The following is a 17,082-nucleotide window of genomic DNA, read 5'->3' as shown; positions in this document are numbered from 1 at the left end:
TGAATCCGACCGGAACGGGTGACTCCGCGGCGGCCGCTCAGTCCGCTGGCGCGTGAGGTGCGGCTTGCCACACCGCGAAGGCCGGCCCCGAGCCGGACAGACGGATGCCGTCGGCGTCGTCCGACAGGATCGCCTGCCCGAACAGGCGCGACGCTGCGGGAGCGCCGGCGATGGCATCCGGCGAAAGGAGAACGTCGAAATCGGCCCGCGCCGCGACCACGAGGATCGACTCGGTCGGGTCCTCGCGAACGTAGACGAGCACGTCGTCCCCGACATGGAGCCAGCGCATCCCGCCGGTGTTGAGGGCGGAGTGGGTACGACGCAGGGCGACCAGCGCGGCATAGAGATCGATGCGCTCGGCGGCGGCGTCGATGTCCTGCCACGGGATCGGGGTGCGGGAATGTTCCCCGTCGATCCCGGAAAGCCCGAATTCATCGCCGGCGAAGATCACGGGGATCCCGGGCACCGTCATCGACATGCCCACAGCCACCGGGATGACACCGGCACGCGCGCGCGTGGCGAAGCGGGGAGTGTCGTGGGTGTCCAGCGCGTTCATGTTCGCGAGCCGCACCTGCCAGGGGAATCCGGCGGAGAACTGGCGGTGGGCCTCATAGAACTGCCTCCCGGTGTACGACGGGATCGCGTCCATCGTCATTCCGAGTCCGCCAGACGCGGCACTCGCCGGCTCGGAGAGCCAGCCCCAGAGCGGCCGGGTGAAATTGGCGTAGGTCATCGCGCCGTGCCAGCCGTCACCCTGGAAGTCGCTTGACGCATCGTTTGTCGACTCAGCCAGCAGGATGGTGTCCGGGTTGACGTCGATCATCGTGCGGCGGATCGTCTGCCGCACGATGGCATTGAGGTCTTCGCTGCCGTGTCGTCCGGTCATGTTCGCGACGTCGATCCGCCAGCCGTCGAGCGAGAACGGCGGCTCGAGCCATTCGGCTACGACGGAGTCGGCTCCTTCGATGAATCGGCGGCGAAGTTCTGCGGAGTTCCAGTTGAATTTCGGCAGACTCGGCACACCGAGCCACGACGCGTAGTCCTCCTGAGCGTCGTCGAGCCAGTAGTAGAAGTCGCTTTCGATCGCTTCGGGATTCCGGTGCGCCGCCACGAACCAGTCGTGCGCGTCTCCTGAGTGGTTGCTGGTGAGGTCGCCGATCACGGTCAGCCCGCGCCCGTGGGCGGCTTCCACCAGTCGCACGAGTGCGTCGTTCCCGCCGAGGGCTGGATCGACGGCGTCGAAGTTGGCTGCGTCATAGCGGTGATTGGATCGACCGGGGAAGACCGGGGTCAGGTAGATCATCGTGACGCCGAGCCGCTCGAGGTGATCGAGATGCTCGACGATGCCGTCGAGGTCGCCGCCGTAGAACTGTGCGGAGCGAGCCGGCGGCACGAGCGCGACCTCATCGGACCAGGCCGCGGGGATCGCCCAGTCGGGCATCGGCCGGTGATCGGCGGCGGCGGAGCGGGCGAACCGGTCAGGGAAGATCTGGTACATCACGGTCGATGCCGCCCACACCGGCGCTGGCGGATGGGTGGTCAGCTTGAAGTCCTCGCTGTCGAGGGTCTCGATGGAGAAGACACCCCGCGCGTTGATCCACAGGTCGGCGCCATCCGACGTGCGAATCACCCAGCGATAGCCGTGGACCGGGTTCTCGATGAGGAGGTCGGCCTCCCACCAGTCCCAGCCGTCGACGGAGGAGGTGAGCTCGGCGACGGCCAGCCGAGGCTCCCGATCCGGGTTGGAGCGGGCACGCACCGCGCGCACCGGCCCGAGAGCCTGCGGCACGCGCAACCGGATCCGGACGGTGTCGCCCAGCGACGGTGTCGGGTTCGACACATAGAGAGGTGAGGGGTCGTGGTGGGGTTCGAGCACGTTACTTGACCGCACCGGCCGTCAGGCCGCTGACGATGTACTTCTGGAGGTACAGGAACAACGCCATGACCGGGATGGCGGCGAGCACCGCGCCGGCGGCGAAGACACCCCAGTTGCTGGTGAACTCCTGCGACACGAACTGGTAGAGCCCGACCGCAAGGGTCTGCTTCTCGGGGGTGACCAGCACGACGCTCGAGATGACGAAGTCGTTGGTGGTGCCGATGAAGCTGAGCAACCCGATGACGGCGAGGATCGGCGCCACGAGTCGCAGGATGATGGTGAAGAAGATCCGCGCGTGCCCGGCGCCGTCGAGCTTCGCCGCTTCGTCCAAAGACGAGGGAACGGTGTTGAAGAAGCCGTACATCAGGTACGTGTTCACACCGAGCGCACCACCGAGATACACCATGATGAGGGCGATCTGGTTGTCGAGTCCCAGGATCGGGAAGATGTCACCGAGCGTGGTCAGCAGCAGGAAAATCGCGACGACCGCGAGGAGCTGCGGGAAGATCTGCACGATGAGCAGCGACAGCAGGCCGACCCTGCGGCCGGTGAATCGCATCCGGCTGAAGCAATACGCGGCGAGCGCACCGAGGAACACGGTGCCGATCGAGGTGGTGATCCCGATGACCAGGGTGTTCATGAACCACGCGGCGTACGGCTGCTGCGGGGAGTTGAACAGCGTGACGTAGTTGTCGAGACCCAGGCTGGAGAAGAGCCCGTTGGACTGCAGCAGTGTTCCGTTCGGGTTGAGCGACGCCGAGAGCACGTACAGCAGCGGGAAGACGGCGAAGATGACCATCGCGATGCCGACAAGGTGCCGCCAGCCGGTGGCCGCGAACCAGCGACCGAAGTTGAACGGCCGTTTGACCGGGACGACCGGTGCCGCAGGCTGCGTGGAAAGAACGGGTGCTGAGGTGCTCATTAGTTCAGATCCTCCAGTGCCTTGGTCTGTCGGAAACTCACGATGGCGATGATGGCCACAATGACGAAGATCAGGATGGAGAAGGCGCTCGCCAGCCCGTAGTCACGGTTGGCGCCGACGAACGCGACCTTGTAGACCATCGAGATCAGGATGTCGGATGCCCCGACGTTGATGCTGGCCGACGCATCGCGCGGCCCGCCGTTGGTCAGCATGTAAATCAGGTTGAAGTTGTTGAAGTTGAACGCGAACGAGGCGATCAGCAAAGGTGCCACGGAAACCAGAAGGAGGGGGAATTTGATGCGCTGGAACACCTGCCACGGGTTGGCTCCGTCCACGGTAGCCGCTTCCTGCAGCTCCTCGGGTATCGATTGAAGCGCCCCCGTGCAGACGAGGAACATGTATGGGAACCCCAGCCAGAGGTTCACGAACAGGATGCTGAACTTCGCCAGCCATTCGTTGGTCAGCCAGGGTATCTCCGCTCCGCCGAACAGAGTCAAGTTCACGAAGCCAAAGTCCTCATTGAGCATGCCCGCCCAGACAAGCGCGCCGAGGAACCCGGGGAACGCGTAGGGCAGGATCATGAGAACGCGGTAGAACTTGCGCCCGCGCATCCGGACGTCGTTGAAGACGATGGCGAGGAACAGGCCGAGGACGAAGGTGGTGGCGACGCTGAGCAGGGCGAACGCGAAGGTCCAGGCGGTGACGCTGAGAAGCGGCCCGCGGATGCTCTGATCGGTGAACGCCTTGACGTAGTTCTCCGCCCCGACGACGACGCTCCAGCCGGGCAGCAATTCCTCGCCGTCCTCGGACGTGAAGGCTCCGTCGCCGGTGTCCGAGTAGACGACACCGGTGTCGGTGTTCGTCATCGTGTCGGCGGACTCGTCGTAGGCGAGCGTCGACAGGTACAGGTACGCGCTTGACCCGTCGGGGGTGCGGAGCGCCCCGTCGTTCGGGTCGTCCGAGATCTGCACGGTCATGGCCGCGATCGCGTCCTGGTTCGCGATGATGTCGGAGAAGTTGAGGCTGTTGTAACCCGGGAGTGCGACGGCTTTGCCGCCGGACACCTCGGCGTCAGAGACTTCACTGAGCGGCGTCTCGGTGTTGCCGATCGAAACGTCACCGTCGGGGTCGGTGACGAGGAAGCTGTATTGACCAAGCTGTTCGACGACCGTGAGCCCGTAGGTCGGGGAATCGGGGACGCGGTACTGGGCCGACTGGATCAGCGAGGTGACGGCATCCTCTTTGGTGCTGTTGTGACCGGTGCCGTAGTTGGTGAACGAGATGTACGCGGTGTAACCGATGACGAAGATCTGGAAGATGAGCAGGAAGACCAGACCCGGTGCCAGATACTTGGCGGGCAGCATCCGTTTGGAGAAGTAGATGACGTTGATCGCCGCGGTGACGATCACGACGATGGCGAAAATCAGCCAGTCCTGTTTGAGGAACAGGATGAACAGGGCGTAGACGGCGATCGCGTCGACGATCGCGAGGAGTGCGATCTTCACGAGGAGTGCGACGACCCCGCCGGATGCCTGCTCGGCGATACGGCCGGCTCGCTTCGATCGCTTCGATTCCGCGACCTGCGGGGACGTTTCGGTGCCGCTGGGCCTGGTGCCTGTACTCATTGTCGCCTCAGTGTGTGTGGTGATGCCGGCGGTAGAAACGCGCCGGCCGGGAAGCGGAAGCTGCCGGGCCGGCTCTCTCGATTCGTTACTCTGCGATTGCAGCCTGGATGTCTGCGGTCATTTTCTCCCACAGCTGGGTCGGGTCGCCCTCACCCGCGATGATCGCGGCTTCGGTGACGCCCCAGAACTGCCAGACCTTGCCCATCTGCGGGATGGACGGCTGCGGGACGCCGTTGGCTCCCACTTCACCGAACGCGGCAACGATCGGGTCGGATGCGGCCTTCTCGAACGAGGCGGTCAGTGCCGGCGGGCGCTGGCCCTTCTCGAACAGGGCGTCCTGGACCTCTTCGGTGCCGATGAAGTTCGTCAGGAACTCGTTGGCTGCGAGGGTGTTCTTGCTCTTCGCCGAAACGAAGAAGCCCTGCACGCCGACGAACGGCTGTGCGACCTCGCCACCCGCTGAGGGGATCGGGTCGACGGCCACGTCGATGCCGGCTTCCTGGGCCGGTCCGACGTTCCACGGGCCGGTGATGAAGTAGGGGCTGGCGCCGGAGTTGAACTTCTCCTTGGCGATGTCACCGGTGACCGACGTGCTCAGGTGGCCTGCGGCACCCTGTTCGGCGAGCCAGGCGGCGAAGTCGGTGCCCCCGCCGATCTGGAGGTCTTCGGGGTTGTAGCTGCCGTCATCGTTGGTGCCGAAGACGGGAGCGCCGAATGAGGTCTGGAACGGGTAGAGGTGGTACGGGTCGCTTTCAGGGCCGACCTGCACCAGGAATGGGAACTCGGTGCCGGCTGCGGTGCCGTCGGCGACCATGTCGTTGTAGTCGGTCGGGGCTTCCGCGGCGAGTGCCGTGTTGCGCAGGAGCGCGATGTTCTCGATCGCGTACGGGAGGCCGTAGGTCTTGCCCTCGTAGCTCATCGCCTGGATGGCGACATCTTCGAACTCAGCGGCTTTGTCGCCGAGTTCGATCGGCTGGACCACACCGTTGGTGGCGAAGTTGCCGAGCCAGTCGTGGGCACCGATTGTGATGTCCGGGCCCTTGCCTGATGGCACCTGGGCGATGAACTCGTCCTGGATCTTGCCGAAGTCTTTCTGGACGAGCTTGACCTTGACGCCGGAGTCCTTGGTGAAGTCCGCGGCGGCATCCTTGAGGACGGGTGCGCGGTCCGCGTCTACCCAGACCGTCAGGGTTGCGTCGGTTTCGGTTTCTTCGTTGGAGGCGTTGCCGCCGCTGGCGCATCCGGCGAGCGCGAGAGTCGCGATTGCCGCGACCGCGCCTGCTTTCAGAAGTGCAGAGTTTTTCACCCTCATTGGTGTGTGCCTTTCATCAGGAGATATCGAGCGAGTGCTGGCCTCGTTGCCTCCTCGGATGCCGGGTGCTGTGTCCCGGCTCCCCATGCGGGGAACTCCTCGTCAGTGAAAGACCGTTCTCTCGGTGCCGCAATTACTGCAAGCGTTTCCAGATATACATCGTCGACCGTGAAATTACAACCAACACCGGGCAGTTGTTTGTTCAATCGTGACCTTGCGGTAAGGGCCCGGTAGGCAAGCGCTTCCACAGGCGGCGGAGAATGGCTTAGAGTGGCGGGCATGAACTCGCGTACCAGCACAGAGTGGTGGCGTTCGGCCGTCATTTATCAGATCTACCCTCGCTCCTTCGCGGATGCCGACGGCGACGGCCTGGGCGACCTGCCGGGTATCACGTCGAGGCTCTCAGCACTGCAGTCGTTGGGGGTCGACGCCATCTGGCTGTCCCCCTTCATGACCAGCCCGCAAAAGGATGCCGGCTACGACGTCGCCGACTATTGCGACGTTGACCCGATCTTCGGAACGCTTGACGATTTCGACGCGATGACGTCCCAGGCACACGCATACGGCATCCGCGTGATCGTCGACCTCGTCCCCAACCACTCCTCCGACGCACACCCCTGGTTCCAGGCGGCCCTCGCAGCCGAACCCGGTTCGCGGGAGCGGGCGCGATACATGTTCCGGGACGGCACGGGCGAAAACGGTGACGTCGCGCCGAACAACTGGCAGAGCGTTTTCGGCGGCCCCGCATGGACCCGCACGACGAACCCGGACGGAACCCCTGGCCAGTGGTACCTGCACATCTTCGACTCCAGCCAGCCCGACTTCGACTGGAGCAATGAGGAAGTCCGCGAAATGTTCCGCGGTGTGCTGCGCTTCTGGCTGGACCGCGGTGTCGACGGCTTCCGGGTCGATGTCGCCCACGGCATGATCAAGGCCGACGGCCTCCCCGACTACACCCCGCCCGTCGAAGGCGGAAGCATGGGCGGCGGCACCCCGCTCGGGCTCGAACCCGGCATCGACGACTTCGAGGACATCGACGGCGGCGCTCCGTACTGGGGCCAGGAGGGCGTGCACGACATCTACCGTGACTGGCACCTCCTCCTCGAGGAGTACGAGGGCGACCGCGTCCTCTGCGCCGAGGCGTGGGTCGACCCGCTGTCGAAGATGGCGAAGTGGGTGCGGCCGGACGAAATGCAGCAGGCGTTCAACTTCCCGTACCTCGAGACGCCGTGGGAGGCATCCGCGTTGCGCGCTGTCATCGACGAGTCGCTCGAAGCATTCGGTGCCGTCGGCGCCCCAAGCACCTGGGTTCTCTCGAACCACGACGTCGTCCGGCACGCCTCACGGCTCGCCGTGACCGCCGAGAACCCGCAGGGTCATGGCATCGGGCCGAAAAGCCCCGGCCAGCCGATCCGCGAGACCGGCCTGCGCCGCGCTCGTGCGGCGACCGCGCTCATGCTCGCGCTGCCCGGCGGCGCTTACCTGTACCAGGGCGAGGAACTCGGCCTGCCCGAGGTCATCGATCTTCCAGACGAGGCACGCCAGGACCCCACCTGGTTCCGCACGAACCGTGAACGCTACGGCCGTGACGGATGCCGCGTGCCGATTCCGTGGGAAGCCGGGGCCCCTGCGTACGGTTTCAACACGACCGGCGCAGCCTGGCTTCCGCAGCCGAGCGACTGGGACGGCTACGCCCGCGACGCGCAGGTCGGGGTCGCCGGCTCGACGCTCGAGCTGTACCGTGAGGCGCTGCGGCTGCGCCGCGAGCACACGCTTGGACTCGGCTCGGTCAGCTGGCTCGAAGGATTCCCCGACTCTGTCGCAGCATTCAGTAATGGCCCGGTCACGGTGATCGCAAACACCGGCGACACCCCGGTAGCTCTGCCCGCGGCGTTCGCCGGGGCCGACCTGCTGCTGGCATCGGCCGACTTCGACGGGGCATCCGTCGGCGCCGACTCCACCGTCTGGGTGCGGACTCCGTAGGTTCTGGTCTGCAGAGGGGGCGGGCGGCTTCGGTCGTCCGCCCTTTTCGTGCGCGCACAACTCCGCCGATCCGCGGAGATAGGCCGCTGTTCGGGTTCCAACGGCACGAGACGCCGCAGTCTGGCGGAGTTGGGCGCCAACCGAGGTCACCTGGTTTGGTCCATCAGGGAAGGTCCTGGCTCCTCTCGCGGTTCCCTCGAGGGACAGGCCTGCACCGGCGGGCCAGGAATAGGAAACCAATGACCATCGTCGTCACCGGAGCAACCGGGTCCCTCGGCCGTCTCATCATCGAGCACCTTCTCACCCGCGGCACCGACCCGGAGCAGATTGTCGCAGTCGGCCGCAACACATCGAAGCTTGCTGAGCTCGAAGCTCTCGGTGTATCCACCGCGGTCATCGACTACGCCGACCGGGCGAGCCTTGACTCCGCTTTCGCCGGCGCCGACACCCTCATGCTCGTCTCCGGCAGCGAGGTCGGCCGTCGCGTCGAGCAGCACGCCAACGCCATCGATGCCGCCAAGGCAGCCGGCGTCGCGCGCATCGTCTACACGAGCACCCCTCAGGCCGATACATCAGCCCTGATCCTGGCTCCGGAGCACAGGGCGACCGAGGAACTCCTGCAGGCTTCAGGCATCCCCTTCACACTGCTTCGCAACGGGTGGTACACCGAGAACTACGAGAGCACCATTCCGCAGGTCCGCTCCACGGGCGTCTACCTCGCCAGCGCGGGGAACGGGCGCATCGCCAGCGCGTCACGCACCGACTACGCGGAGGCCGCCGCCATCGTCCTGACCACGGATGGCCACGATGGCGCCGTCTACGAGCTGTCCGGAGACGTGGCCTGGGACGGCCACGAACTCGCCTCAGCGTTGAGCGACGTCGTGGGTCGCGAAGTCGTCTTCGCATCCGTGAGCCCCGAAGAGCATAGTGCCGCCCTCACCGGTGCGGGCCTCGACGCCCAGACCGCCGGTTTCCTCGTCGCCCTCGACGGGAACACCCGTGACGGCCTTCTCGAGACGACGACCGGAGAGCTCGCGCGGCTGATCGGCCGCCCGACGACTCCGTTGCGCGAGGGACTCGCCGCGATCGCGTAGCTTCAACAGGGCATTCTGTTGCGATGCGACGCTCGACAGGAACAATCGGCCCGTTCCCGGGCCCGCTTCCTGTCGAGCGTGCGCAGCCAGACGTCAGCCGAGGATGGAAGCCTCAGCACCCGCGTCGAGAAGCAGGTCGTGCAGGACGTCGAAGAGTGCGGGGTCCGCGGCCAGGGTGAAGTCTGCGCTGGCGGCGGCACCGTGCAGCCCGCCGACGCGGGCTCCTGCCTCTTGCGCGATCAGGGCACCCGCCGCGTGATCCCACGGGTTGAGGCCGCGTTCGTAGTATCCGTCGAGCCGGCCGCAGGCCACCGAGCACAGGTCGAGTTCGGCCGATCCCATCCGGCGGATGTCTCGCACCTCGCCGATCAGGTGCTGCACGATACCTGCCTGCCAGATCCGGCGGTCGGCGTTGTAGGCGAAGCCTGTACCGAGGAGTGCGAGAGACGCTGAGACTCCGGAGTTGGCACGGATGGTTCGGCCGTTGAGCGTGGCGCCCTCGCCGAGCGCTGCCGAGAAGGTCTCACCTGCGGCCGGATTGGTGACGGTCGCGGCGAGTGCCTTCCAGGTGTGCGGGTCCGGTTCTCCTTCGACGACGGCGACGCTCACGGCGTAGTTCGGGATGCCGTAGAGATAGTTGACCGTGCCGTCGATCGGATCGACGATCCAGGTCAGCCCGCTGGTGCTCGACGACGCTTCGGACTCTTCGCCGAAGAACCCGTCGTCAGGCCGGGCGTCCAACAGGAGACTGCGGATGAGAGCTTCGGATTCGTGATCGGCGAGGGTGACGACATCCTCGGCCGAGGATTTCGTCGCGGCGACGGTCACGCCTTCGGTACGTCGACGGAGGATCAGCTCGCCGGCCTTCAGTGCGATTTCGGTGGCCAGGTCCTGCAACTCGCGTGTCATGGTTACAACGCTAGACCACCTGCCGCACTGGCTTCCGGCTCAGGTTTCCGGGTCACACGCCTCAAGGGACTGCTCGGCGGGAGGGCATGAAGGGCTGCCGGCTGAGCCCGCCCAGAGCCCGTCTTCGGCGATCCGCGCGCGAATCCGGGTCAGCGCCGACTCCAGGACATCCTGTTCCGCGGGGGTCAGCGTGTCGAACACCGCCTCCCGTACGAAGGTCACGTGCCCGGGCGCTGCGGCGCGGATCGCCGCCCAGCCGGCGTCGGTGAGCACGACGTCCTGGCCGCGTCCGTCGAGGTCGGAGTGCCTGCGCTCGACCACGCCCTTGGTCTCCATCCGGCCGACGAGGTGCGACAGCCTGCTGCGCTGCCAGCCGAGTTCAGCGGCGAGGTCGCCCGCCCGCATCCGCGCGCCTGGCGCCTCGGACAGCGTCGACAGAACCGAGTATTCGACGATCGAGAGAGCTGAGTCCCGCTGCGCCTGTCGGTCGAGAGCAGCAGGGAACCCCCAGATGAATTCGCGGAGAGTCAGCCAGACCTGCTCTTCCCGTTCATCGAGCCACCGCGTAACCTGAGAGTTATCTCCATGCAAATTCATAAACCCTCCTTTTAGTTGACACGACAATAGAAACCGGGCAGACTCCTTCTGTCAGACTAATTGACACATCAACTATAGGGAAAGGTCTTCAATGACTAAGATCGCCATCGTCACCGGAAGCACCCGTCCAGGCCGCATCAACCGCGGCGTTGCCGAGTGGGTACTCGCACAGGCGCAGCAGCGCTCGGATGCAGAGTTCGAGCTGGTCGACATTGCCGACTTCAACCTTCCGCTGCTCGACGAGGCGTACCCCGCCGCGTACCAGAACTACACGAACGACCACACCAAGGTCTGGTCTGAGAAGATCGCTGAGTTCGACGGCTACGTCTTCATCACCGGTGAGTACAACCACACCGTCACCCCGGCTCTCGCCAACGCGCTGTCCTACCTGAACGCCGAGTTCAGCAACAAGGCTGCCGGCATCGTCGGCTACGGATCCGCCATGGGCGTCCGCGCCGCCGAGCACCTCCGTGGAATTCTCTCCGAACTGCAGATCGCTCACGTCCAGAAGACCGGCATGTTCAGCCTGTTCACCGACTTCGAGAACTTCAGCGCCTTCGCACCGACCGAGCAGTCGGCCGCTACGCTCGCGCCGGTTCTCGACCAGCTCGTGCCGTGGACCAAGGCTCTCGAGGCCGTTCGCGCCGAGGCTCTCGTCGCAGCGTAATCCGCTTCCTCCAACAGGGTGTCCCGCCGTCGGCGGGGCGCCCTGTTGCCGTTAACGGATGCCGTACGCGACGTTCGTGGGGAAAGTCAAGCCACCGTCCGATCAGCGGACGGAACATAGGCTGGAGTCCGGAGCGGCCAATCCGTCGAGAACTTCTGCCGCGCCTGTGAGGATTCCAATCAACATGTCAAGCACCGCCAGCGATACTTTCACGCAAGAAAACGCAATCATCCAGACTGCGCCCGCCGAAACCATCCGTCCGGCGGCCAGTGAGCGCACCCACTTCACTCGGATGGCCGGGTTCTACGCCTGGATTCTCGTGACGCTGGCGATATTCCTGATTGCGGCCATGCTCTCCGGGATACAGAAAAGCCAGGCGGCTGCCGACCCCGATGTCCGTTCCGTCGAGAGCGTCAGCGTCTCCCACCTCCGTACGCCGTAAACAGTCCGTCCACGGATCTGAATCAACAGCAAAGGACCCCAGCCGAATCAGCTAGGGTCCTTTGCGTTATCCGGCTCGTTCAGCCCTGGCGGGCAGAATCCGCGTTCTTCCAGCGTCGCGCCGCGAGAAAGGATCGCACGCCTAAAACGATGTAGATCAGCAGAAGCACGAACGTGACGGCGCTGACGATCACAGCGAGCGGCCGTTCAGCGGTGCCGGCGAACACCTCTCCCAGCTTGAGAACGTTCATGAGAGTGCCGGCCAGCCCGAGCAGGGCGACGACGAGGGCGGCATGGACGCCGAGCATCGGCTTACGCAAGGCGATCAGCCCGCAGATCACAAGCACGACGCCGAGGAAGGACGGGATCAGCGCCGTCCAGCTGGCGAACGCGGACGCGACATAGCTGATGGCACCCAACACAATCAGGATTGCACCGACGATCAAAGTATTGCGGGGCATGGTTCTTCTCTTTCTCTTGTGGACCGAACCAACAGAAAAGCCCCGACCGATGGCCGGGGCAGGATCTGCTGTTGCTTTGTACGTGGCGAGTGAGGGATTCGAACCCCCGAATGCTGAGCAGTCTGATTTACAGTCAGATCCCTTTGGCCGCTTGGGTAACTCGCCAGACGCACTCGACCGACTTGTACAGACAACCGAAGGCGCTTGAAAATAGTACTCCGTGACGGTGGTTTTCCGCGAATCGGCGGGCGCTTCAGGCGACCGGCGGTAGCTGCAGCAGCGCGCCGTTCTGCCGGCAGGTGTGCGCGGCGATGAGCATGGCGTTCTCGAGCAGCCGTCCCCACTCGGCGTCGCCCGCCGGCACGCCGTCCATGACGAGGGTGTGCACGGCGGCAGCCAGCACGGCATCCCCCGCTCCCATCGTGTCCACGACCAGACCGGGCAGGTCCGCGATCGGGCGCGACACCGTGCCGGTGGGAGTCGAAACGGATGCCCCGCCGCGGCCGGCCGTCGCCAGCACGTTCGCCGTACCGACCGTCCTCAGGCGTTCCACGAGCTGCGGCAAGTCGATGCCGTACAACAGCTGGGCATCCTCATCGCCGACTTTGCAGAGCAGCGAGGCCGCTGCCAGTCGTTCGAAGTTCGACACGAATCGCGCGGTGTCGTGCAGCATCCCCGCGCGGGGGTTCGGGTCGAGGACCAGGCGCCTGCCAGGGTTCGCCACCGCATCCTCGAGCGCCGCCGACTGCTCGTCGTCGTCGAACGGGAAGCAGCTCACCACAACGAGGCGGGCATCGGCGATCGCCAGCCTTTCCTCGTCGGCGAACACGATCCGGCGGGCGCGGGCCGCTTCGTTGAAGAGATACCGGGGTTCGCCCTCTGCGCGGTCGCTGATCGCCCGTGACGAGCCGAGCAGACTCGGGGTGGCGAGCAGCTCGACACCGTACTGATCGAGGAAGGCACGGATGCGCTGCCCGTCAGCGTCGTCACCGATCATCGCGATGAGGGTGGTGGGCACGCCGAGCCGGGACAGCCCGACGGCGACGTTGAGCGCAGCACCGCCGACGAAGTCCTGGCTCCCCGAGGCATCCCGTAGCTCGTCGATGAGTGCGTCGCCGATCACGATCACCCGTTCGTCGTCCCGATGCATACGCTCCCCCTTTTCGTCCGTACCGAGCGTTGCACACCGGCGTGCCCCGCGCCACTGTCGAGTGCGTCGCCGCGGCATCCGCGTGCGGCGCGTCGCTATGCTGGCCACTGGCATCACTCTCACCCAAAGGGGTCTCAATGGCGGGCATCGACGAGGTCGCGCGTCGCGCGGGCGTCTCAACGGCGACGGTGTCGCGCGCGCTCAGCGGCCGCGGGTACGTGTCGGAGGCCACGCGACTGAAGGTGGCCCAGGCTGCCGCTGACCTGGAGTACGTCGTGTCGTCGAACGCGTCGAGCCTCGCCTCCGGGCGAACCCGCAACGTGGGCGTCGTTGTGCCGTTCCTCAATCACTGGTTCTTCGCATCCGTCATCGAAGGGGCGGAGAGCGCGCTCCTCCGCCTGGGCTACGACCTCACCCTCTACAACCTCACCGGCGGCGGCGACGAACGCAAGAGCGTCTTCGACCACTTCCTGCTGCGGCAGCGGGTCGACGCCGTCATCGCCATCGGCCTCGAACTCACCGAGGAGGAAGTGTCGAGCCTGCATGCGATGGGCAAGCCGCTGATCGGGGTCGGCGGCCCGATCGCCGGCGTGTTCAGCCTCACCATGGACGATGTCGCCGTCGCGCGGCTTGCCACCGAACACCTGCTCGGCCTCGGCCATACCCGCATCGCCCACATCGGCGGCGGCAAGGAGTTCGACCTCGATTTCCACCTGCCATCCAACCGGCGTATCGGCTATGAGCGCGCGCTGCAGGATGCCGGCGTGCCGGTCGACGCGACGCTGTTCCGGCCTGCAGACTTCACGTTGCCCGGCGGCTACGAGGCCGCCAAGCAATTGCTGGGCAGCCCGCACAACCGGCCGACCGCGATCGTGGCGTCGTCCGACGAGATGGCGATCGGATCGATCCTCGCCGCCCGGGATCTCGGCCTTCATGTGCCAGAGGACGTCTCCGTCGTCGGCATCGACGACCACCAGCTCTCAGCGTTCTTCGGCCTGACGACGGTGGCGCAGTTCCCGCGCCGGCAGGGTGAGCATGCGGTTGAGGCGCTGATGCTGCTGCTCGAACCGACGGCGGGCGCCCCGGAGAGCGCAGACGTGCCGCTGCCGTACGAACTCATCGTGCGGTCGTCGACGGCGCGACCACCCCAGTAACCGCCAGCTCACCCGCCTCGGACGAACTCACCCGGCGTACCGGATGCTTCGGCCCGGATCGCGTGGAATCGTCGGCGCCAGCCCACCCGGCCCGGTGCGCCGCGGAAACACGTACCATGGGGCCATGGCTGATTCATCGTTTGACGTGGTTTCGAAGGTCGACAAGATGGAGGCGGACAACGCCCTCCACCAGGCGCACAAGGAGATCGAGCAGCGCTACGACTTCAAGGGCACCGGGGCGTCGATCGCCCAGTCCGGCGAGAAGATTCTCATGAAGGCGAACAGTGAAGAGCGCGTGAAGGCGATCCTCGACGTGTTCCAGACGAAGCTCATCAAGCGCGGCATCTCGCTCAAGAGCCTCGACTCAGGCGAGCCGTTCGCGAGCGGCAAGGAGTACCGCATCGAAGCGGAACTCAAGGACGGCATCACGCAGGAGAACGCGAAGAAGATCAACAAGATCATTCGCGACGAAGGGCCCAAGGGCGTCAAGAGCCAGATCCAGGGCGACGAACTTCGTGTGCAGTCGAAGAGCCGCGACGACCTTCAGGAGACGATCGCCCTGCTCAAGGGCAAGGACCTCGACATCGACCTGCAGTTCATCAACTTCCGTTAGTCGGGAACGTTTCCCCGTCCTTCTCCCACCGCTAGGCTTCGGCCAGGAGAATTCGCGGATGGAGTCGACGTGGCTGTTCTCGTTCTCGGTGCCGGCCCGGTGGGCTCGGCCGTCACCCGCGCCTTCCTCGACGGCGGGCAGGATGTCACCCTCGGCACCCGATCCGGGACGACGCTGCCCGGTACGACGGCCGTCCGGCTCGACGCGGCAGACGCGGACACGCTGACCCGCGCCGCCGCCGGACGCTCCACCATCGTCGTGTGCACCAACCCGCCGTACCACCGCTGGCGAACCGAGTGGCCGCCGATCGTCGATGCCGTCCTCCGCGCCGCCCGGACCGCTGGCGCCGACATCGTTCTGGTGGGAAACCTCTACTCCTACGGCAAAGCCGACATGCCGATCACCGAACACACGCCGGAGCATCCCGCCGAATCGAAAGGCGTCGTGCGGCGCGACCTCTGGTCGACGCTCCGCGCGGCGAACGACCGCGGCGACGTGCGAGCCGTCGAGGTTCGCGCCAGTGACTACTTCGGCCCCGGCGCCACCGCCGACGCGCACCTCGGCACCCGCTTCTTCGCGCCGATCCTGGCGAGCAAACGCTCCACAGCCATCGGCGACCCAGCACAACCGCACAGTTGGGCGTATCTCCCCGACCTCGCCAGCACGATCGTCGCGGCCGCCGGGCACGCGGGCGACTGGGGGCGCATCTGGCTCACCCCCGCCGCGTCGAACGCGAGCCGCACCGAAATCTGCCGCCAGGTCAATGAGCGTTACGGTGTGAACGGGTCCGTCTCAGGGCTGCCCGGCTGGCTGGTCCGTGGCCTCGGCATGGTCAACCCGGTGCTCAACGAGATCGCGGCGTCGAGTTACCAGTTCCGGATGCCGTTCCTCTCGGATGCCACCGGAACCGAACGCGAGCTCGGCGTGACCGCCACCCCGTGGGAGACCGCGCTCGACGCAACGGTGTCGTACTTCCGCAGGTAACTCCCACCTGCGCGAGCTGCTGCCTTTGAGGGGGTGCGGGGCGGGCAGAACCCCCTCGACCCCGGCAATTCGATCGCTGTTACCGCCGCAAGAGGAACCGGCCGCCGAGGCCGACCGCCAGAACCACGACGCCGACCGCAATCCCGAGCGGAGGCAACGTGGCGACGAGCACGAGGCATCCGGCCATACCGAGCACCTGCAGCCAGCGCGGGAAGCGCCGCACGGCGTCCTCCTGGCGAAGCGCCGCGAGGTTGGCGATGAAGTAGTACAGCAGCACACCGAACGACGAGAACGCGATGGCCCCGCGCAGGTCGACGAAGAGAACGACGACGATCACGATTGCTCCGAGCGTGAGCTCGGCGCGGTGGGGCACGGAATAACGCGGATGCACCGCCGCAAGCACTCGGGGCAGGTCGCCTTCGCGCGCCATGGCCAGGCTCGTCCGCCCGATGCCGGCGATGAGGGCGAGTAGCGCGCCGAGCGACGCGGCCGCGGCCCCGATCTGAATGACCGGAGCGGCCCAGTCCCAGCCTCCTGAGACGGCCACGTCGACGAGGGGGGCGGCTGATGATGCGAGTTCATCCGAGCCGAGCGTGCGCAGGGCCACGACTGCCACCACAGCGTAGATCACCACGACGGCGGTGAGCGCCGCGACGATGGCCCGCGGGATGGTGCGTTTCGGGTCCCGGACTTCCTCCCCCATCGTCGCGATGCGGGCATAGCCGGCGAAGGCAAAGAACAGCAGACCAGCCGACTGGAGGATGCCGTAAATGCCGGCGTCGAACAGCCCGCTCGATCCCGCGCCCGACGCATCCGCCGCCGGCGATGCGAGCCCCGAAGCCACGACCACGGCGAGCACGAGGAGCGACACGACGACGAGGACCTTCGTCAACAACGCCGTCCGCGTGACCCCGAAGTAGTTCACGAGGATGAGACCGGCGACCGCGAGGGCGGCAACCGGCTTTCCCCAGCCGGCGGGTGCCGCGTATGCCGCGAAGGTCAGAGCCATGGCCGCGCAGCTCGCGGTCTTACCGATCACGAAGCTCCAGCCGGCGGCGAATCCCCACCACTCGCCGAGGCGTTCCCGGCCGTAGAGGTAGGTGCCACCGGACGACGGGTACTGGGCGGCGAGCTGAGCCGACGCCGCCGCATTGCAGTAGGCGATGATCGCGGCAAGAACGAGGCCGACGAGCAGCCCCCAACCGGCCGACGCTGCCGCTGGGGCGAAGGCGGCGAAGACCCCGGCTCCGATCATCGAGCCGAGGCCGATGAAGATGGCGTCGCCGAGACCCAG

Annotated in this window: 16 protein-coding genes and 1 tRNA gene; 7 read left to right on the top strand and 10 right to left on the bottom strand. The window is 66.1% G+C overall.

The window, feature by feature from the left end:
* Positions 1 to 37: 37 nt before the first annotated feature.
* From ACLQ62_RS06035 to ACLQ62_RS06020, 4 genes are all read right to left on the bottom strand, one after another.
* A complete protein-coding gene (locus ACLQ62_RS06035) occupies positions 38 to 1,840 on the bottom strand; it encodes a glycoside hydrolase family 13 protein (protein ID WP_411720757.1) in 1,803 nt (600 codons plus the stop codon).
* Between the two features lie 37 nt (positions 1,841 to 1,877).
* Positions 1,878 to 2,798, bottom strand: a complete 921-nt coding sequence (locus tag ACLQ62_RS06030) for a sugar ABC transporter permease (RefSeq protein WP_411720756.1) — start codon at positions 2,796 to 2,798, stop codon at positions 1,878 to 1,880.
* Positions 2,798 to 4,423 (bottom strand): ABC transporter permease subunit, encoded by a 1,626-nt coding sequence (locus ACLQ62_RS06025; RefSeq protein WP_411720755.1) that lies wholly within the window; start codon positions 4,421 to 4,423, stop codon positions 2,798 to 2,800. The genes ACLQ62_RS06030 and ACLQ62_RS06025 overlap by 1 nt, the downstream gene beginning before the upstream one ends.
* Before the next feature lie 85 nt (positions 4,424 to 4,508).
* Positions 4,509 to 5,735, bottom strand: a complete 1,227-nt coding sequence (locus tag ACLQ62_RS06020) for an extracellular solute-binding protein (protein ID WP_411720754.1) — start codon at positions 5,733 to 5,735, stop codon at positions 4,509 to 4,511.
* A 279-nt stretch (positions 5,736 to 6,014) separates the two neighbouring features.
* Between ACLQ62_RS06020 and ACLQ62_RS06015 the strand changes: the two genes are divergently transcribed.
* Together ACLQ62_RS06015 and ACLQ62_RS06010 are read left to right on the top strand one after the other, a co-directional pair.
* Positions 6,015 to 7,718, top strand: coding sequence for a glycoside hydrolase family 13 protein (locus ACLQ62_RS06015; RefSeq protein WP_411720753.1), 1,704 nt, complete (start codon positions 6,015 to 6,017; stop codon positions 7,716 to 7,718).
* 239 nt (positions 7,719 to 7,957) lie between these two features.
* The gene (locus tag ACLQ62_RS06010; protein ID WP_411720752.1) at positions 7,958 to 8,812 is read left to right on the top strand and encodes an SDR family oxidoreductase; all 855 of its coding nucleotides are present in this window, start codon (positions 7,958 to 7,960) and stop codon (positions 8,810 to 8,812) included.
* Positions 8,813 to 8,905: 93 nt separating this feature from the next.
* Here ACLQ62_RS06010 and ACLQ62_RS06005 read toward each other — a convergent pair whose 3' ends face one another.
* Together ACLQ62_RS06005 and ACLQ62_RS06000 are read right to left on the bottom strand one after the other, a co-directional pair.
* Entirely contained in the window at positions 8,906 to 9,721 is an 816-nt protein-coding gene (locus tag ACLQ62_RS06005; protein ID WP_411720751.1) for an inositol monophosphatase family protein, read from the bottom strand.
* A 39-nt stretch (positions 9,722 to 9,760) separates the two neighbouring features.
* Complete coding sequence (locus ACLQ62_RS06000; protein ID WP_411720750.1) at positions 9,761 to 10,318, bottom strand: MarR family winged helix-turn-helix transcriptional regulator; 558 nt, start codon at positions 10,316 to 10,318, stop codon at positions 9,761 to 9,763.
* A 91-nt stretch (positions 10,319 to 10,409) separates the two neighbouring features.
* Here ACLQ62_RS06000 and ACLQ62_RS05995 point away from each other — a divergent pair, with 91 nt between their 5' ends.
* Together ACLQ62_RS05995 and ACLQ62_RS05990 are read left to right on the top strand one after the other, a co-directional pair.
* Entirely contained in the window at positions 10,410 to 10,985 is a 576-nt protein-coding gene (locus ACLQ62_RS05995; RefSeq protein WP_411720749.1) for an NADPH-dependent FMN reductase, read from the top strand.
* Positions 10,986 to 11,169: 184 nt separating this feature from the next.
* Positions 11,170 to 11,427 (top strand): hypothetical protein, encoded by a 258-nt coding sequence (locus tag ACLQ62_RS05990; RefSeq protein ID WP_411720748.1) that lies wholly within the window; start codon positions 11,170 to 11,172, stop codon positions 11,425 to 11,427.
* A 79-nt stretch (positions 11,428 to 11,506) separates the two neighbouring features.
* Here ACLQ62_RS05990 and ACLQ62_RS05985 read toward each other — a convergent pair whose 3' ends face one another.
* From ACLQ62_RS05985 to ACLQ62_RS05975, 3 genes are all read right to left on the bottom strand, one after another.
* Entirely contained in the window at positions 11,507 to 11,887 is a 381-nt protein-coding gene (locus ACLQ62_RS05985; protein WP_411720747.1) for a hypothetical protein, read from the bottom strand.
* Between the two features lie 83 nt (positions 11,888 to 11,970).
* Positions 11,971 to 12,052 (bottom strand) — tRNA-Tyr (locus ACLQ62_RS05980).
* 88 nt (positions 12,053 to 12,140) lie between these two features.
* The gene (locus ACLQ62_RS05975; protein WP_411720746.1) at positions 12,141 to 13,037 is read right to left on the bottom strand and encodes a PfkB family carbohydrate kinase; all 897 of its coding nucleotides are present in this window, start codon (positions 13,035 to 13,037) and stop codon (positions 12,141 to 12,143) included.
* A gap of 137 nt (positions 13,038 to 13,174) precedes the next feature.
* Between ACLQ62_RS05975 and ACLQ62_RS05970 the strand changes: the two genes are divergently transcribed.
* The 3 genes from ACLQ62_RS05970 (at position 13,175) to ACLQ62_RS05960 (ending at position 15,788) form a co-directional block, all read left to right on the top strand.
* On the top strand, positions 13,175 to 14,191 hold the full coding sequence (locus ACLQ62_RS05970) for a LacI family DNA-binding transcriptional regulator (protein ID WP_411720745.1): 1,017 nt from the start codon (positions 13,175 to 13,177) through the stop codon (positions 14,189 to 14,191).
* 124 nt (positions 14,192 to 14,315) lie between these two features.
* Positions 14,316 to 14,804 (top strand): YajQ family cyclic di-GMP-binding protein, encoded by a 489-nt coding sequence (locus ACLQ62_RS05965; RefSeq protein WP_411720744.1) that lies wholly within the window; start codon positions 14,316 to 14,318, stop codon positions 14,802 to 14,804.
* A 69-nt stretch (positions 14,805 to 14,873) separates the two neighbouring features.
* The gene (locus ACLQ62_RS05960) at positions 14,874 to 15,788 is read left to right on the top strand and encodes an NAD-dependent epimerase/dehydratase family protein (RefSeq protein WP_411720743.1); all 915 of its coding nucleotides are present in this window, start codon (positions 14,874 to 14,876) and stop codon (positions 15,786 to 15,788) included.
* 79 nt (positions 15,789 to 15,867) lie between these two features.
* Here the strand turns inward: ACLQ62_RS05960 and ACLQ62_RS05955 are convergent.
* On the bottom strand, positions 15,868 to 17,082 hold a 1,215-nt coding region (locus ACLQ62_RS05955; protein ID WP_411720742.1), incomplete at its 5' end, for an APC family permease.

Source organism: Mycetocola sp. (genome assembly GCF_046716805.1).
GTDB lineage: Bacteria > Actinomycetota > Actinomycetes > Actinomycetales > Microbacteriaceae > Mycetocola_A.
Note: the sequence above shows the minus strand (reverse complement) of the source record. Positions and strands in the feature narration are given on the sequence as shown.

Excerpts from the sequence above, each read along its gene's own strand:
- ACLQ62_RS06030 (WP_411720756.1), bottom strand. The coding sequence starts at position 2,798 with ATGAGCACCTCAGCACCCGTTCTTTCCACGCAGCCTGCGGCACCGGTC.
- ACLQ62_RS06025 (WP_411720755.1), bottom strand. The coding sequence starts at position 4,423 with ATGAGTACAGGCACCAGGCCCAGCGGCACCGAAACGTCCCCGCAGGTC.
- ACLQ62_RS06020 (WP_411720754.1), bottom strand. The coding sequence starts at position 5,735 with ATGAGGGTGAAAAACTCTGCACTTCTGAAAGCAGGCGCGGTCGCGGCA.
- ACLQ62_RS06015 (WP_411720753.1), top strand. The coding sequence starts at position 6,015 with ATGAACTCGCGTACCAGCACAGAGTGGTGGCGTTCGGCCGTCATTTAT.
- ACLQ62_RS06010 (WP_411720752.1), top strand. The coding sequence starts at position 7,958 with ATGACCATCGTCGTCACCGGAGCAACCGGGTCCCTCGGCCGTCTCATC.
- ACLQ62_RS06005 (WP_411720751.1), bottom strand. The coding sequence starts at position 9,721 with ATGACACGCGAGTTGCAGGACCTGGCCACCGAAATCGCACTGAAGGCC.
- ACLQ62_RS06000 (WP_411720750.1), bottom strand. The coding sequence starts at position 10,318 with ATGAATTTGCATGGAGATAACTCTCAGGTTACGCGGTGGCTCGATGAA.
- ACLQ62_RS05995 (WP_411720749.1), top strand. The coding sequence starts at position 10,410 with ATGACTAAGATCGCCATCGTCACCGGAAGCACCCGTCCAGGCCGCATC.
- ACLQ62_RS05990 (WP_411720748.1), top strand. The coding sequence starts at position 11,170 with ATGTCAAGCACCGCCAGCGATACTTTCACGCAAGAAAACGCAATCATC.
- ACLQ62_RS05985 (WP_411720747.1), bottom strand. The coding sequence starts at position 11,887 with ATGCCCCGCAATACTTTGATCGTCGGTGCAATCCTGATTGTGTTGGGT.
- ACLQ62_RS05975 (WP_411720746.1), bottom strand. The coding sequence starts at position 13,037 with ATGCATCGGGACGACGAACGGGTGATCGTGATCGGCGACGCACTCATC.
- ACLQ62_RS05970 (WP_411720745.1), top strand. The coding sequence starts at position 13,175 with ATGGCGGGCATCGACGAGGTCGCGCGTCGCGCGGGCGTCTCAACGGCG.
- ACLQ62_RS05965 (WP_411720744.1), top strand. The coding sequence starts at position 14,316 with ATGGCTGATTCATCGTTTGACGTGGTTTCGAAGGTCGACAAGATGGAG.